11 protein-coding genes are annotated in these 15119 nt (G+C 62.1%); 2 read left to right on the top strand and 9 right to left on the bottom strand.

Annotation, left to right across the window (positions count from 1 at the left end; genetic code table 11):
• The first annotated feature begins 8 nt into the window (after positions 1-8).
• Both ACXAIC_RS07775 and ACXAIC_RS07770 read left to right on the top strand, forming a co-directional pair.
• Entirely contained in the window at positions 9-1844 is a 1836-nt protein-coding gene (locus tag ACXAIC_RS07775; RefSeq protein WP_475175732.1) for a type I secretion system permease/ATPase, read from the top strand.
• Positions 1841-3148 (top strand): HlyD family type I secretion periplasmic adaptor subunit, encoded by a 1308-nt coding sequence (locus ACXAIC_RS07770; RefSeq protein WP_475175406.1) that lies wholly within the window; start codon positions 1841-1843, stop codon positions 3146-3148. The genes ACXAIC_RS07775 and ACXAIC_RS07770 overlap by 4 nt, the downstream gene beginning before the upstream one ends.
• Positions 3149-3171: 23 nt before the next feature.
• Here the strand turns inward: ACXAIC_RS07770 and ACXAIC_RS07765 are convergent, their stop codons facing one another.
• The 9 genes from ACXAIC_RS07765 to ACXAIC_RS07725 all read right to left on the bottom strand — a co-directional run bounded on the left by ACXAIC_RS07765 (position 3172) and on the right by ACXAIC_RS07725 (position 14849).
• Positions 3172-6285 carry an efflux RND transporter permease subunit gene (locus ACXAIC_RS07765; RefSeq protein ID WP_475175727.1) on the bottom strand — a complete coding sequence of 1038 codons (3114 nt, stop codon included), beginning with the start codon at positions 6283-6285 and terminating at the stop codon, positions 3172-3174.
• Between the two features lie 47 nt (positions 6286-6332).
• The gene (locus ACXAIC_RS07760) at positions 6333-7709 is read right to left on the bottom strand and encodes an efflux RND transporter periplasmic adaptor subunit (RefSeq protein WP_475175405.1); all 1377 of its coding nucleotides are present in this window, start codon (positions 7707-7709) and stop codon (positions 6333-6335) included.
• A 272-nt stretch (positions 7710-7981) separates the two neighbouring features.
• Positions 7982-8893, bottom strand: a complete 912-nt coding sequence (locus tag ACXAIC_RS07755; RefSeq protein WP_475175403.1) for an ABC transporter permease — start codon at positions 8891-8893, stop codon at positions 7982-7984.
• Entirely contained in the window at positions 8890-9987 is a 1098-nt protein-coding gene (locus ACXAIC_RS07750) for an ABC transporter permease (protein WP_475175401.1), read from the bottom strand. Before ACXAIC_RS07750 ends, ACXAIC_RS07755 begins: the two co-directional genes overlap by 4 nt.
• Positions 9984-11507 (bottom strand): ABC transporter ATP-binding protein, encoded by a 1524-nt coding sequence (locus ACXAIC_RS07745; RefSeq protein WP_475175399.1) that lies wholly within the window; start codon positions 11505-11507, stop codon positions 9984-9986. Before ACXAIC_RS07745 ends, ACXAIC_RS07750 begins: the two co-directional genes overlap by 4 nt.
• 3 nt (positions 11508-11510) lie before the next feature.
• Positions 11511-12608, bottom strand: coding sequence for a BMP family ABC transporter substrate-binding protein (locus tag ACXAIC_RS07740; protein ID WP_475175397.1), 1098 nt, complete (start codon positions 12606-12608; stop codon positions 11511-11513).
• Positions 12609-12715: 107 nt separating this feature from the next.
• A complete protein-coding gene (locus ACXAIC_RS07735) occupies positions 12716-13354 on the bottom strand; it encodes a glutathione S-transferase family protein (RefSeq protein ID WP_475175394.1) in 639 nt (212 codons plus the stop codon).
• Positions 13351-14196 (bottom strand): aromatic ring-hydroxylating dioxygenase subunit alpha, encoded by an 846-nt coding sequence (locus ACXAIC_RS07730; RefSeq protein ID WP_475175392.1) that lies wholly within the window; start codon positions 14194-14196, stop codon positions 13351-13353. Before ACXAIC_RS07730 ends, ACXAIC_RS07735 begins: the two co-directional genes overlap by 4 nt.
• Positions 14193-14849: a Rieske 2Fe-2S domain-containing protein gene (locus tag ACXAIC_RS07725; protein WP_475175389.1), complete on the bottom strand. Its 657-nt coding sequence runs from the start codon at positions 14847-14849 to the stop codon at positions 14193-14195. The genes ACXAIC_RS07730 and ACXAIC_RS07725 overlap by 4 nt, the downstream gene beginning before the upstream one ends.
• Between the last annotated feature and the right edge of the window lie 270 nt (positions 14850-15119).

The following is a 15119-nucleotide window of genomic DNA, read 5'->3' as shown; positions in this document are numbered from 1 at the left end:
CCGTGACCATGGCAAACAGCCAGACTGAAATGCTGTCCCGGCGTGAAGCCGGGGCAGTGTTCCTGCCCCTGAAGCGGGCCGGCCTGGCCCTGTTCGCAGCCAGTGCCTTTTTGAACCTGCTTGCGCTGAACGGGCCGCTGTTCATGTTGCAGGTTTACGACCGGGTGCTTGCGAGCCGCAGTGTGCCGACCCTTGTTGCTTTGTGCGTGCTGGCCGGAATGCTCTACGGGTTTCAGGCGCTGCTGGATGGCTTGCGGGCCCGCCTGCTGCTGCGCCTCGGGGAAGGATTGGATACCCGTTTTTCCAGAACAGTGCTGTCCGCCATTGCGCGGCTGCCCCTGGCCGCCCGCGTTTCCGGCGATGGCCAGCAGCCTATGCGGGACCTTGACACCGTGCGCGCCTTCCTGTCCGGCCCGGGGCCCGGCGCGTTTTTGGATCTGCCCTGGGTGCCGCTGTATCTGGGCATCTGTTTCCTGTTGCATGTCTGGCTGGGCGTGACCGCTCTGGCCGGGGCCGTCCTGTTGTTCTCACTTACCCTGGCCGCAGATTTTGCCGTCCGCCGGCCCTCGCGCGTTGCTGTCGACAAGGGCATGGAGCGTGCTGCCGTTTCCGAAGCAGCCCGCCGGAATGCGGAGAGCATCCGAGCCATGGGGATGGAAGAGGCGGTCTATGACCGCTGGCAGGGCCATAACCGGTCCTATCTGGCCGCCAGCCGCAAAAGCGGCGACACCGGCGCCTCCATGAACGCGCTCGCCCGCGCCCTGCGTCAAGTGCTGCAATCCGCCATTCTGGCCGTGGGGGCCTGGCTGGTGATTGAACAGCAGGCCTCCGCCGGCGTAATGATTGCCGCCTCCGTGATGATGGGACGGGCAATGGCCCCGGTCGACACCGCAATTGCGCAATGGAAACACTTTGTTGGTGCCCGTCAGGGCTGGCAGCGCTTGAGAGGCATTTTACGGGACTTTGCACCCAAGGAGGAGGTGCTGAAGCTTCCGGCTCCGTGCCGCACCGTTCAGGTCGCTGATCTGGTGGTTGTCCCGCCTGGCGGCGGCGCACCGTGTCTGGCCAATGTCTCGTTCCGGCTGGAGGCAGGTGCCGCTCTTGGGGTGATTGGTCCGTCCGGCTGCGGCAAGACCTCGTTGGCCCGGGTGCTGACCGGGGTCTGGGCCCCGCCGCGCGGGGACGTGCGGATCGACGGCGCCTCCCTTGATCAATGGAACCCGGTGGACCTCGGCTGCCACATTGGGTATCTGCCCCAGTCTGCGGAGCTGTTTGAAGGCACGATCGCCGAGAATATCGCCCGGTTCCGGCCGGGCGCGCGGGATGAGGATATTGTCGAGGCCGCACAGGCCGCGCGCGCCCATGACTTCATCATCTCCCTTCCCAAGGGCTACCAGACGGGCATCGGCCTTGACGGAGCTGGGCTTTCAGGCGGTCAGAAACAGCGGATCGGTCTCGCCCGGGCGTTGTTCGGCAATCCCTTCCTGCTTGTGCTGGACGAGCCGAATGCCAATCTGGACGCGACCGGAGAAGAGGCTCTTCTGAAAGCCATCCAGCACCAGAAGGAGCGCAACGGCATTGCTGTGGTCATCGCCCACCGGCCTAGTGCCATGGCGGCTGTGGATCAGGTGCTGATCCTGGAGAATGGCCGGGTGAAAGCGCTCGGTCCCAAGGAGGAGGTTCTGGCCCAGGTGATGAAGAAACCGGGGGCTGTGCCAGCGCCGGTCAAAACGCCCTCATCCCACGGCGCGCAAATGCTCAATCCCTTGCGTGTGGTCGCGAGCAGTCCGCTGCCGCCTGAGATCCCCAAAGCTGCTGAACCTGGCAAGGAGACATCCGAATGAGTGATTTGAAACATCTCAACCGGTCCTTGCTGCGCCATGTCGGAGTGTGCGCCGTGCTCAGTTTCGGGCTTGGCGTGGGGCTTGTCTCCTGGGCCATGGGCAGCACGCTGGTCGGCGCGGTGGTTGCCGCAGGGTCTTTCGTGGTGGAAAGCCATGTGAAGGCGGTGCAGCACCCCACTGGCGGGGTGGTCGGCGAACTCTTGGTGCGCGAAGGACAGAATGTGCGTGCAGGCGATGTTGTTATCCGGCTGGATGGCACGGAGGCGCGTACCAACAATGCCATTGTGACCAACCGGCTGAACGAGTTGCGGGCCCAGCTGGCGCGCCTTGAGGCGGAGCGGGATGATCTGGGCATTTTGGTTTTTCCAGAGGATCTGGAGCGGCTTGCGCAGTCCGATCAGGAAACCGCCAAGGCCCTGCGCAGTGAACGCATTCTGTTTCATTTCCGCCGGGACTTGCGCACCAGTAAAAAAGAACAGCTGAAAGAGCGCATTTCCCAGTATGACTATGAAATTGAAGGATATCAGGCCCAGATTTCCGCCTTTGAGCAGGCGTTGAAAGTGCTGGATGACGAGCTGGCCTCCTTGCGGCCGCTCTATTCCCGCAAGCTGGTGTCCGTGCAGCGGCTGAGCGCGCTGGAGCGGGAGGCTGCGACTTTTGCAGGCGACCGGGGCGAGGCAATTGCTGCGGCCGCGCAGGCGGCCGGGCGGATCGCGGAAGCCAGGCTGCAGATCCTTCAGATCGATCAGGATTTCAAGGCCGAGGTCGGCCGCGAGCTGCGGTCCGCGCAGATGGAAACCGGCGAATTGCGCGAACGCAAACTGGCGACGGAAGACGAATTGCGGCGGATTGATATCCGCGCACCGCAGGATGGCGCTGTGCATCAGCTCGAGATCCACACGGTCGGTGGGGTGGCCCCCCCCGGTGAGAATCTGATGCTGATCGTGCCGAGGAATGACAGCCTGTCCCTTGATGTGCGGGTCAAGCCGGAGGATGTGGACCAGCTCCATCTGGGACAGACCGCCTTGGTGCGCCTGAGCGCCTTCAATCAACGCACGACGCCGGAACTCGACGGAACTGTTGAGCGAATTGCAGCCGACCTCAGCGAAGATCCGGTGACGGGCTTGTCCTTCTATCTGGTGCGCATCCATATCAGCGACAGTGAACGCAAGCGGCTCGCGGGGCTGGTGCTGGTGCCGGGCATGCCAGCGGAAGCGTTCATCCAGACCAGACAGCGCACCGCGCTCTCCTATCTCTTGAAGCCGCTCACCGATCAGTTCGAGCTGGCCTTACGCGAAGACTGACGGGTTGCAGGTTTGGTCTTCTGTCATCCTGACAGTGGACCTTCCTGGCCTGAGCGCTTGCGGTGGAAAAGCTTCAGCACCACCACAAAGAACACCGGTACCACGTAGATGCCGAGGAACGTGGCGCTGAGCATGCCGCCAAGCACGCCGATGCCCACCGCATTTTGGGAGGCGGACCCGGCACCTGTCGCCACGGCCAGGGGGAGAACGCCAAGAATGAAGGTGAGGGCGGTCATCAGGATCGGGCGCAGACGCAGGCGGGCCGCTTCTTTGGCCGCGTCCAGAAGACCGGCGCCGTGCTCCCAGCGTTCCTTGGCGAATTCGACAATCAAAATGGCGTTCCTGGCAGTCAGGCCAATGGTTATGAGCAGGCCGACCTTGAAATAGACGTCGTTCTCCTGACCGAACGACTGGGCGGCCACAAGGGAGCCGAGCACGCCGACAGGCACGGCCAGAAGCACTGCGAAGGGCACAGACCAACTTTCATAAAGGGCGGCCAGCGACAGGAAAACAGCTAAGGCCGACACCGCATAGAGCAGGCTGGCCTGGGAACCGGCCAGCCGTTCCTGATAGGAGAGACCCGACCAGGCGGCCGTATAGCCGCCGTCCAATTCTGCCACCAGCTCTTCCATGGCGTCCATGGCTGCCCCGGAGCTTGTGCTTTGGGCAGCTTCGCCCTGAATGGAGACTGCCGCCGTACCGTTGAAGCGCTTGAGAGAGGGCGGCCCTTGGGCCCAGCCGGTAGAGGCAATGGCGGAAAACGGCACCATTTCGTCCGAGCTATTGCGCGCATACCAGTGGTAGACGTCCTCGGTCTGCATGCGGTACGGGGCGTCGGCCTGCACATAGACCGGCTTGATCTCTCCGTTCAGGGTGAAGTCATTCACATAGGTGCCGGCAAAGGCAGTGCTGACAATGGCATTGGCATCGGAAATGTCGACACCGAGGGCGCCGGCCTTCTCATGGTCGATATTGATCCGCAGCTGGCTTTCCTGGGTGCGGGTGTTGCCCCGGACCTGGCCGACCCGGTCATCGGTGGTCGCGGCATCCGCCAGTTTGTTGGCCGCTTCTTCCAGGGCAGTGGTGCCGGTGTTGGACACGTCCTCCAGATACATCGTGAAGCCGCCGGAGCTCCCCAGACCCTGAATGGCGGGCGGGGTCAGAACAAACACCTCCGCATCGCGGATTTGGGCAAACTGCTGCATCGCCCGGCTGGCAATGGCCTGGGCGGATTGTTCCTTGCCGGGGCGGTCCTCAAAATCCTTCAGGCGGACAAAGGCCATGGCGGCGTTTTCGCCACTGCCACCAAAGCCAAAGCCAAGGGTTGTGAACACGCTTTTGACGTTGTCGTCGTTCTGCAGATAGTCCTCGACCATGTCGATCACCGCCTGGGTGCGAGCGGCATTGGCCCCTTCCGGCAAGGTGATCTGGGTCATTAGAACGCCCTGGTCTTCCACCGGGACAAAGGAGCTGGGCAGGTTTGTGAAAAGGCCATAGCCTCCGGCAAAGAGAGCGGCGGCCAGCGCGACGACACGAATGGGCCGGATGAGAAGCGCGCCGACGCCGCTGACATAGCCGCGTGTGACCCGCTCAAGGCCCCGGTTGAACCAATTGAACCATCTGGACGGCCTGGCATCGGTTTCATAGGTCAGGATCGTTGCACACAGGGCCGGGCTCAAGATGATTGCGACCAGGGTGGACAGCACGATGGCGGCGCCGATGGTCACGGCAAATTGCCGGTAGATCACGCCGACGGAGCCGGAAAAGAAAGCCATGGGCGTGACCACCGCGACCAGCACGGCGGAGGTGCCAATCAGGGCGCCTGTCACCTGCTGCATGGTTTTTTCCGTGGCCGCGCGCGGGCCCAAATGCTCTTCGGCCATGAGGCGGAAGACATTTTCCACCACCACGATGGCATCATCCACCAGTAGGCCGATGGCAAGCACCATCGCGAACATGGTCAGCATGTTGATCGAATAGCCAAGCATGGACAGGACCGCGAAGGTGCCCAGAAGCACCACCGGGATGGCAACCATGGGAACAAGCGTTGCCCGGATGTTCTGCAGGAACAGGTACAGCACCAGAAACACCAGCAGGATGGCTTCGGCGATGGTCTGCGCCACCTTCCAGATCGCCAGCTTTACAAACGGCGTGGTTTCATAGGAATAGGCGATCTCGACCCCGTCTGGCAGGGTGTTGGCCAGACGGTTCAGTTCCGCCCGCACCGCATTGGCGGTGGAAATGGCATTCGCGCCACTGGCCAGCTGCACACCGAACCCGGCCGCCGGCTTGCCGTTATAGGAGGACCGCTGGCCGTAGCTTTCCAGCCCGATTTCCACCCGGGCCACATCGCCAAGGCGCACGGTGGAGCCGTCCGTATTTGTCTTCAGGATGATCGCCTCGAACCCGGCGACGGTGCTGAGCTGGGTCTGCGAGACAATATTGGCCTTCAGCTGCTGGCCGCTGACAACCGGGGTGGAGCCGATGGACCCGGCCGAGACCTGCTGGTTCTGGGCCTGGATGGCCTCCACGAGATCGGCAGGCACCAGCTGAAATTTCTGCAGCGCCATAGGGTCCATCCAGACCCGCATGGCATAGCCTGCGCCGAAGGACTGCAGCGAACCGACACCGTCGACCCGTTCAATCCGTTCCTCGATGCGGCTTGAGACAATGTCGGAAAGCTGTTCGGAGCTGTAGGTGCCGTCGGTGGAGACGATGCTGCCGATCATCAGGATGCCGGACGGGGCGCGGGAGACGCGTACGCCGTCCTGCTGGACAGAGTCCGGCAGTTGGGCTTCGACCCGCGCCAGCTTGTTCTGCACTTGCACCTGCGCCAGTTCCGGGTCGGTGTCGTTGTCGAAGGTCAGCGAAATGGAAGACGACCCGGTGCTGGATGTCGATTCCATATAAAGCAGACCGTCAAGACCGGTCATCGCACCTTCAATGATCGTGGTGACAGAGTTTTCGACCGCCTTGGCGGTGGCGCCGGAATAGGTGGCGTCGATGCGCACCGTGACCGGAGCGATATCCGGATATTGGGAGATCGTGAGGGTGTAAACAGCCCCGGCGCCGCACAGCGAGGTTGCGATGGCCAGGACAAGGGCAAAGATCGGCCGGGCAATGAAAAACGAGGCCAGGCTTTTCGGCTGTTCGCCGTGTTGCGGTGGCAAGGAGGAGGTATTGGTCATTTTGCAGCCGCCTCGCCGGTTGTTTCAAGGCTTTGGGGAACCACGCCGGACGCGTTGATGGTTACATCGACGGGAATGACATCGGCCCCGGCGGAGAACTTCTGGAAGCCGTCCACGATCAGTCGGTCTCCCTCCGAAAGGTCTTGGGTGACAACCCAGTCATTGTCCTTGGAACTGATCGTCGTGAGGGTCCGGGCCTCTGCCTTGTTGTCTGCGGTGACGACATAGGCGGTTGCAGTGCCATTCGGCGCGCGGGTCACGGCACGCTGGGGCACGAGAAAGGCCTTGGGGGTGACGCCAAGATCAACGTCAGCCCGCACGAAGGTGCCTGGCAGCAGCACAAAATCCGGATTGCCGATGGTGGCGCGCAAGGTGAAGGTGCCTGTGGTCTTGCTGACGGTGCGTTCCGTCAGGGACAGTTCGCCGGTGACCGGATAACGGGTGCCGTCCTCAAGGGTCAGCTTCACCTTGGGCGGGCCATCTCGAGTCGGGTTCAGCATGCCTGCTTCGAACGCGGAGCGAATCCGCAGCAGATTTGCACTGGAATCAACAAGGTTCACATAGACCGGATTGATCTGGCGGATGGTGGCCAGCGCGTCGGTCTGATTGGCGGTGACCAGTGAGCCGACGCTTACCGAGGCCGGGCCGATCAGGCCTGAGATCGGCGCCTTGATTGTGGCGTTGGCCAGATTGATCTCGGCTGCTTCCAGCTCAGCCTGCGCGGAAGCCAGGTCGGCTTCGGCCTCTAGCACCGCCGTGCGTTTTTCCTCCAAAGTCTGCTGGCTGGCATTGTTGGTGCCGGTCAGTTTTTCGGTGCGTTTCAGGGTTGACCGGGCACCGGTCAAGGTGGCCTGAGCCTTGCTCACGGCGGCAGCGGAGGCGTTTTTCTCGGCCCTGAATGTGGCATCATCGAGGGCAAACAGCGGCTCGCCTTCCGTGACCTGTCCGCCTTCCTTGAACAGGATTTTGCGCACCAGGCCGTCGACCTGGGGCCGGATTTCCGCTGTGGCCAAGGGGCTCACCCGGCCGGGCAGCTGCACAGAGCGCGGCACGTCCTGGCTTTCAAGGGTAATGACGCCGACCTCGACCGGGCCGCGCTGGCGTGATTGCCCGGGCGGGTGGTCCTGCTGCTCGTTGCAGGCGGCAAGGGCAAGAAGGCTGAGCAGGGCGAGCGCAAGGCCTGTACCAGAGCGCGCAGGTCTTGCCCGCGAACATGCGTCAGAACAAGGCGTGAGCGCCTGTCCCTGTCTTTGCTTGAATTGGAAAGGCTCTGGGGTCAGGGACAATTTGGTCATGGCGGCTTCTGAATGAACAGTCCCGGCATTGGGACGGGGAACGGGCAGGTCGAGCGTATCGCGCTCATCCGCAGGCAAGGTGTTTTGCCTTTGCGTTGAAAACTCCGACTTCAGACAGCGAAAGACAAGTCCAATTGAGGCAATGCGCCGGAACTGCGCAAACGGAAAGCACAGGCCCGGAACGCATATGCCATCCAAGCCACGCCGCGTTCTATAAGCCGCCATCAATGATTAGGCTATTTACAAAATGTCTGAAAATGTAACGGAATGTGTCCGCAAGTGATGAATGGCTCATTGGCTCAAAGGGGCGGATGGTCGAAAGGTTCAAAAGGAGGAGGTCTTTACGCCTCCTACCGGTCAAACGGTTCGCCGAGGGAGGCGACGCCGTTGAGTTTCAGGAGGCGTTTGTTGGCAGAGATGAACCCAAGCACGACGATTGTCACCAGATAGGGCAGGCTGGAGAGAAGCTGGGAGGGCAGTTCCACGCCGCTGGCCTGGGCGGCCAGGCTGCTGAGGGAGACGGCGCCGAACAGGCACGCGCCCAGAAAGATCCGCCCGGTGAGCCAGGTGCCGAACACGACTAGGGCAATGGCGATCCAGCCCCGGCCTGCGATCATGCCATCGGCCCAGAGCGGCGTGGCAACCACAGCGGCATAAGCACCAGCAAACCCGGCCATGACGCCGCCAAAGGCAACGGCCAGCACCCGGATGCGCAGGACGGAATAGCCGATTGAGTGGGCGGCCTTCGGGTTTTCGCCGACCGCGCGCAACACAAGGCCGATTTTGGAAAAACGGAAGCCAAGTCCGATGGCAAGCGTTCCGGCAAGGGAGATCCAGACCACGATATCCTGGGAAAACAGACCCCCGATCACGGGAAGATCCGACAGGCCGGGTACGGAGAGCGCGGGAAGGCCGCTGACAGTCATGCTTTCATAGGTTTTGCCGAAGAGGGCTGAGAGGCCCTGGCCCAGAATGCCGATGGCAAGGCCTGCGGCCACCTGGTTGGCGCGCAAGCCCAGCGTGACAAAGGCAAAGATCAGGGAGAGCAGCATGCTTGCGCTTCCGGCCGCCAGAAAGGCGGCAAAATGGCCACCGCCGCTGAAAACGACGATAAAGGCAATTGCGGCGCCCAAGGCCATCATGCCTTCCACGCCGAGGTTCAAAACGCCCGAGCGCTCGGCTACAAGCTCTCCAAGGGCGGCGAGCAGGAACGGCATGGCGGCGGACAGCATGCCTGCCAGAATGAACTCAACCGCGCTCATGACCGGCTCCCAAAAGCTGGCTGTGCCCATTCAAGCCGGTAGCGGGCAAAACAGAAGGTCATCAGGTAGGCCAGGAGCAGACTGCCCTGAAACACCCGGACGGCGGCCACTGGAAGATCGGCGGACACCATGGCGTTGTCGCCGCCAATCGACAGGGCTGCCATCACGAGAGACGAGACCATGATGCCGATCGGATGCAGCCCGCCGAGATAGGCCACGATGATCGCCGCATAGCCGTAACCGCTGGAGACGGAGCGTTGCAGCTGTCCCAGCGGGCCGGCCACTTCCGCCGCGCCCGCAAGGCCTGCTGCCAGCCCGCCGATCAGGAGTGAGAGCCAGATGGCGCCGCTTTGGGAAAACCCGGCATAGGCCGCCGCGCGGGGCGCCAGACCGCCCACTTCCAGCTTGTAGCCCTTCAGACTACGCTGCATGAAGACAAAGGCGGCAAGCGAGGCGATCACCGCCAGGATCAGGCTGATATTGACCCGGGTTCCGGGCAGGAGAACCGGCAGCATGGCGTCATACTGAAACATGACCGTTTGGGGAAAGTTGAACCCATGGGGGTCTTTCCAGGGACCGAGCAGCAGATAGTTCAGCACCTGGGCGGCGACGAGGCTCAGCATCAGGGACACCAGAATTTCATTGGCGTTGAACCGCACCCGCCACAGGGCTGTGATCCCGGCCCAGAGCGCGCCACCAAGGGCCCCCAGGCAGAGCATCAGGGGCCAGACCCAAAAGCCGGTGGCAGCCGGATACCAGACCGGAATCGTGGACGCGAACACGGCCCCCATGATGAACTGGCCTTCTGCGCCGATATTGAAAACCTTGGCCCGGAAGCCTATGGCCAGGCCCTGCGCGATCAGCAGGAGCGGGGCGGTTTTCAAAAGAACCTCGGAGAAGGAATACCAGGAGACGAAGGGCTCCAGCAGCATGGCGTAAAAGACGGCGGCAGGGTCCTTCCCCAGAGCCAGATAGAGCGCGAGATTGGCAAGCGTGGCGGCCAGAAGGGCAATGACGGGTGCGAGCACCACCATCTTGAAGGACGCATGCTCCCGGCGCACCAGCCGGGGGACAGGCAGGACCGGGCGGCTCATTCGGGCTGGCCCTCTTCAGCACCGGCTGCTCCGATCATGTAGCGGCCGATATCTTCCGGCTGGATGTCTTGCGTGCGCAGGGGCGGGCTCAGGCGGCCTGCGGTGAGCACGTGGATCTGGTCGCACAGTTCAAACAATTCTTCGATCTCTTCGGATATGACCAGGATGGCAACGCCCTGATTGCGCAGGCCGATCAGTCTTTGGCGAATGTCCGCCGCCGCACCGATATCCACCCCCCAGGTCGGCTGGGAGACAAACAGCAGATCCGGTGCGAGCATGATCTCCCGGCCCATGATGAATTTCTGCAGGTTGCCGCCGGACAGGGAGCCGGCTTCGGCCTCCGGGCCCGGAGTGCGCACATTGAAATCGGAGATGCAGCTGCGGGTGAAGGCCAGGGCTTTGTTCTTGTCGATCAGAAGCGTCCGGGAAAGCCCCTGGGCATGGGCGGTCAGAAGACTGTTGCGAGTGAGGGAGAGTTCGGGCACGGCGCCGCGTCCCAGACGCTCTTCAGGTACAAAGGCAAAGCCCAGTTTGCGCCGTGCGCTGGCGCCCAGATGGCCAACGGGACGGCCCATCATGAAAATGGCATCGGCAGATGGATCGGGCAGCACGGTTTCCCCGGAGATCAGCGCGGACAATTCGCTCTGGCCATTGCCGGAAATGCCTGCAATGCCGATGATCTGTCCGGCCCGCACGCTCAGGTCAATCTTGTCCAGAGGAACGGCAAACGGATCATCGCCTTGATGAGACAAGCCGATCAGTTCGAGCCGCTTTTCACCTTGCTCGCGCGCGGCCAGCGGGTCGAGCTCCGGCATCTCCCGGCCAATCATCATCCGGGCAAGTTCGTGGGCGGAATGTTCGCGTGGATCAACATGGCCGGTCACTTTACCGCCGCGCAAAATGGTGGCCTTGCCGCAAATGGCCCGGATTTCTTCCAGTTTGTGGGAGATGAATAAAATGGACACACCGCTGCCGCGCAAGCGCCGCAGCGTTTCAAAGAGCTTGTCAACCGATTGCGGTGGCAGCACGGAAGTGGGTTCATCCAGGATCAGCAGCTCCGGATCGGCCATCAGGCAGCGGATGATTTCCACCCGTTGCCGTTCGCCCACAGAAAGCGCATGCACATAGGCCAAGGGATCGACTTCAAGGCCGAATTGGTCCCCCAGTGCGGTGATGCGCGCAATCAGGTCCTTTTTCCGGCCCTTGACCACCAGCGACACGTTTTCGGCGACGGTCAGGGTCTCAAACAGGGAAAAATGCTGGAACACCATGCCGATTCCCCTGCGCCTTGCCATCGCCGGGGAGGTCAGGCGCAAGGGGGTGTCTTTCCAAAGCACCTCGCCGCTGTCGGGCACCTCCACTCCATAGATCAGCTTCATCAGGGTGGACTTGCCTGCCCCGTTTTCACCCAGGATCGCATGGATGGACTGGGGGGCCACGTCCAGGTCGATACCCTGGTTGGCATGGACCTGTCCGTAGCTCTTCGAAATCCCGCGTAAAGACAGGAGAGAGGTGCTCATGGGTTATTTCGGCAGCGGGGTCGTGATGCCCTTCACGTGCCAGTCCATGGAAACGATATCCGCCGTTTCCAGGGTCTTGCCATCTGGAACCGCCACGCTGCCATCGGCTTTGGTGATCGGTCCCGTGAAGGGTGAGAAGCTGCCGCTGCTGATCTTCTTTTCCGTCTCCTGAATGCGGGCCATCGTGTCAGCGGGAATGTCCGGGTTCCAGTCGATGGTCTTGACCACGTCATCTGCGACCCCGAGGAAGGCGCTGGCGCCCTCGAACGTGCCGTTGAGATGAGCGTCAACCTGGGCCTTGAAATAGGGGGACCAGTCGGTTTCCACACAGCCGAGATAGGATTTCGGCGCGTATTTTTTCATCGAGGAGTTCAGGTTGAACACATAAACGCCGGCGTCCTCACAGGCCGAGATGACCGAAGGTGTGTCCTGTGCGTTGGAGAAGATCACGTCGCAGTCCTGCGCCATCAGGGCTTTGGCGGCATTCTGCTCCTGGGCCGGATCGAACCAGGAATTCACCCAGACGATCGAGACTTCGATATCTGGATTGACCGCCTGTGCGCCCAGGGCGAATGCGTTCAACGAGGTGATCAGTTCGGGAATGGCGAAGGCGGACACCGAGCCGAGTTTGCCGGTTTTGGACAGAGCGGCTGCAGCCATGCCCATCAGATACGTGCCCTGGTAGTAGCGTGCCGCGAAGGGGGAAAAGTTCGGGGCCACCTTGAAGCCGGAGGCGTGAAGAACGGAAATGTCCGGGCGGCGGCGGGCCAGCTGCAAGGCGCCGTTCTGGTAGCCGAAGGAGCCTGCGACCAGGAACTTGTTGCCGTCGGCGACGGTCTTGTTCATGATCCGGTCCGCGTCCGGACCTTCCTGTATGTTCTCCAGAACGGTGATCTTGACGGCGTCGCCATAGGCTTCCTTGATCGGGTCCAGGCCGATTTTCAGCGCGTGGCCCCAGCCCACATCCCCGACCGGGGACGGGATAACCAGGCTGATGCCCAAGGGCTCTGCGGCCAGGGCAGCCCGCCCGCCGATGGTCGTGGCGAGGCCGGTCATGGCGGCCCCTTTCAGCAATGTCCGTCGTGTTACGTTCAAAGTCATATTTCGTCCCCTCATCAGGTTAGTGTGGCGCCGTTCGGGGCGCTCTGTGCTCTGGCAGTTTGATGGTCGTTGGCCTGGCCAGCGGGGCCAGGCGGCGGTTCAAAACATCAAGGATCGGGTTTGAGTTCATGGAGCCGGTGAATGCCCGGCATTTCAATAAAGCCGGGCAGGCTGCGAATGGCCCTCAGCCACCGGCGGATGGCCGGGTAGGGCTCCAGATCCACATTGCCGTCCGGGGCAAGGGCAACATGGGCAAAGCAGGCAATGTCGGCGATCGTGGCGTTTGGCCCGGCCAGAAAGCCATTCCCGCCCAGGTCCTGTTCCACAAGACCGGCTTCCAGTTCCCTAAGGGCAGTCCGGCCAGCCAATTGCAGGGCGGCGACATCGCCTGGATACAGCAGCATCTGGCACAGCCTTGCGCCGCCGAGATTGTCCGACAGCCGCTTGGAAAAGCCCAGCCATTGCTGCACCCGGGCGGCGCTGTCTGGCGCCGTCCGGCCGAGCCAGTCTTCGGCCGCTTTTTCGGCAATATAGACCAGCATCGCAGCGGGCTCACTCAGCACAAGGTCCCCATCTTCCAGGACCGGCAGGCTGCCTGCCGGGTTCAGGCGCAAAAGCTCCGGTCCGAGATGTTCCTTGCCGGGATGAAAATCGACCGGGCGCAGAGCAAGCTCTGTCTGGCTGAGGGCGGCAAACAGGCGGACCGTGTAGCAGTCGGGGGAGAGGATATAATCATAGAGCTTCATTGGGCGACCAGCTGTGCTCCATAGGTGAAGCCGTGCCATTTCAGCCAGCGGCGGTAGGCGACCGAGGTCAGGTCCGCGCGGGTGGGGATTTCCTTGCCCGGATCAAGCGGCAGGCGGCTCGGGATCTGGTTTTCCAGAATGGAACGGTCCTGCAGAAAGATCATCTGCTGGAAGTGAATGAGATCTGTCAGGTCGCTGTCATCGTCAAACAAAGCCATCCAGGGCCAGACATCGCACAGCTCTTCCGTCAGCGGCTGGACGAACAGGGCGATCACATCCCACTCTCCCGGCCGGGGCGGGCAGGTCTTGTAAAGGATGGAGCAGGTGGGCGCAGGAACCCGGTACATGTATTCGGTGGTGATGCCGCCTTCGGCGGATTTGGCCGCCTGGGGCTGGAAGAACTTCACCTGTGTTGCCCAGACCTCGTCACTCTCTTCCCGGATCTCGACCGTATAGTCCTCAACCTCCGTATGAGGTTCTGCGCCCAGAATGTCGGTATGGACAAACGGGAAATGGGCAATGTCCAGAAAGTTCTCGACCGCCCGCAAGGGCGAGCAGCGCACGCGGACCACCCCGACATCCACAAGGCGGCGGCCGGGCTGGTCCGCTTCTTCAATCTCGAACAAATCTTTTTCCGGGGCCCCAAGGGACGTCCAGACATGGCCAAACCGAAGTCTGACCGGCAGCACGCGGCCCTCTGCGGTTGTCACGGCCGGTATGCCGGTCTCTGATCCGGCCACCGTGATGGGTGTTCCCATCAGCAGTGTCTCCCGGCTGTCCTGCGTCACCTCGGTGGCGATCGCGACCGGGTACCATTGATCGATCATCGGATTTAAGCTCATGCCGCAGCTTCCTTGCCGCTTGCGCGCGGTTCGGCCGCGCGGCGCAGGTCTTCCAGGGCGCGGGAAATCGCAATCTTCGCGGAGGGGGCGAGCGCGCGCGCCGTCAGCGCATGCAGGAGTGTTTGGCCGGTTTGAAGGCGCGTTGCGAGTAAAAGAACCTGTGTTCCGGCAAGGACACATTCCACGGCGCCGCTCGGCAAAAGGCTGCCCTCGCTGGCGGCCGCAATATCCTCTGGCGCTGCCTCGAAGGTCATGCTGCGCAAAGGCGTCCAGTCTTCAAACCGGGGCGGGGCTGCGCCCTGCACCTGCACCGCAGCCCAGATCACGCCGTCCGCCTCTGTCACGCTATAGGTGTCCACTTTGATGGCGGCCGGGGGCTCAAGTTCCGGATGGGCCGGGATTTTCAGGCAGGCACCGCTCTGGGCGTAGCTCCAGCCATGGTAGATACAGGACAAGGCTTCGCCGCGCACAAACCCATGGGACAGGCGCATGCCGCGATGGGGGCAGCGGTCATTGCAAAGGGACAGGGCGCCAGACGCACTGCGCCAAAGGGCAAAGCGGCCCTCCGGCAAAAAGGCTGGTATAACCGTTGCCGGAGGCAGGTCTTTGGAAAGGGCCACCGGGGCCCAGCCACAAGCGGACTTTGGAAACATTGCCTGGACTTCTGTTCGCGTTCAGCCTCTCATCCCGCTCTGGAGCGGGCGCGCCAAGAGGGTGGTTCTATCACCTAGAATGCATAAAAAAGTCTCACTTGCAATCATGACTAAAATCTAAGCAGTTCATTTTGTGCACGTCTGGAGTGTTGTTTCGGAAGACGGCTGGCCCGTCCGGCCTGTGCGCTGCAGCAATGTGCCGGAGTTTACGGGGCGCGCATAGGATGTTGTGCGAAGGCGGACGGATTTGAGAACTGCAACTTCCGGGTG

It is taken from the genome of Roseibium sp. AWQ4_254 (genome assembly GCF_056161025.1).
The sequence above is the reverse complement of the archived record's forward strand: the minus strand, read 5'-3'. Positions and strand labels throughout refer to the sequence as shown.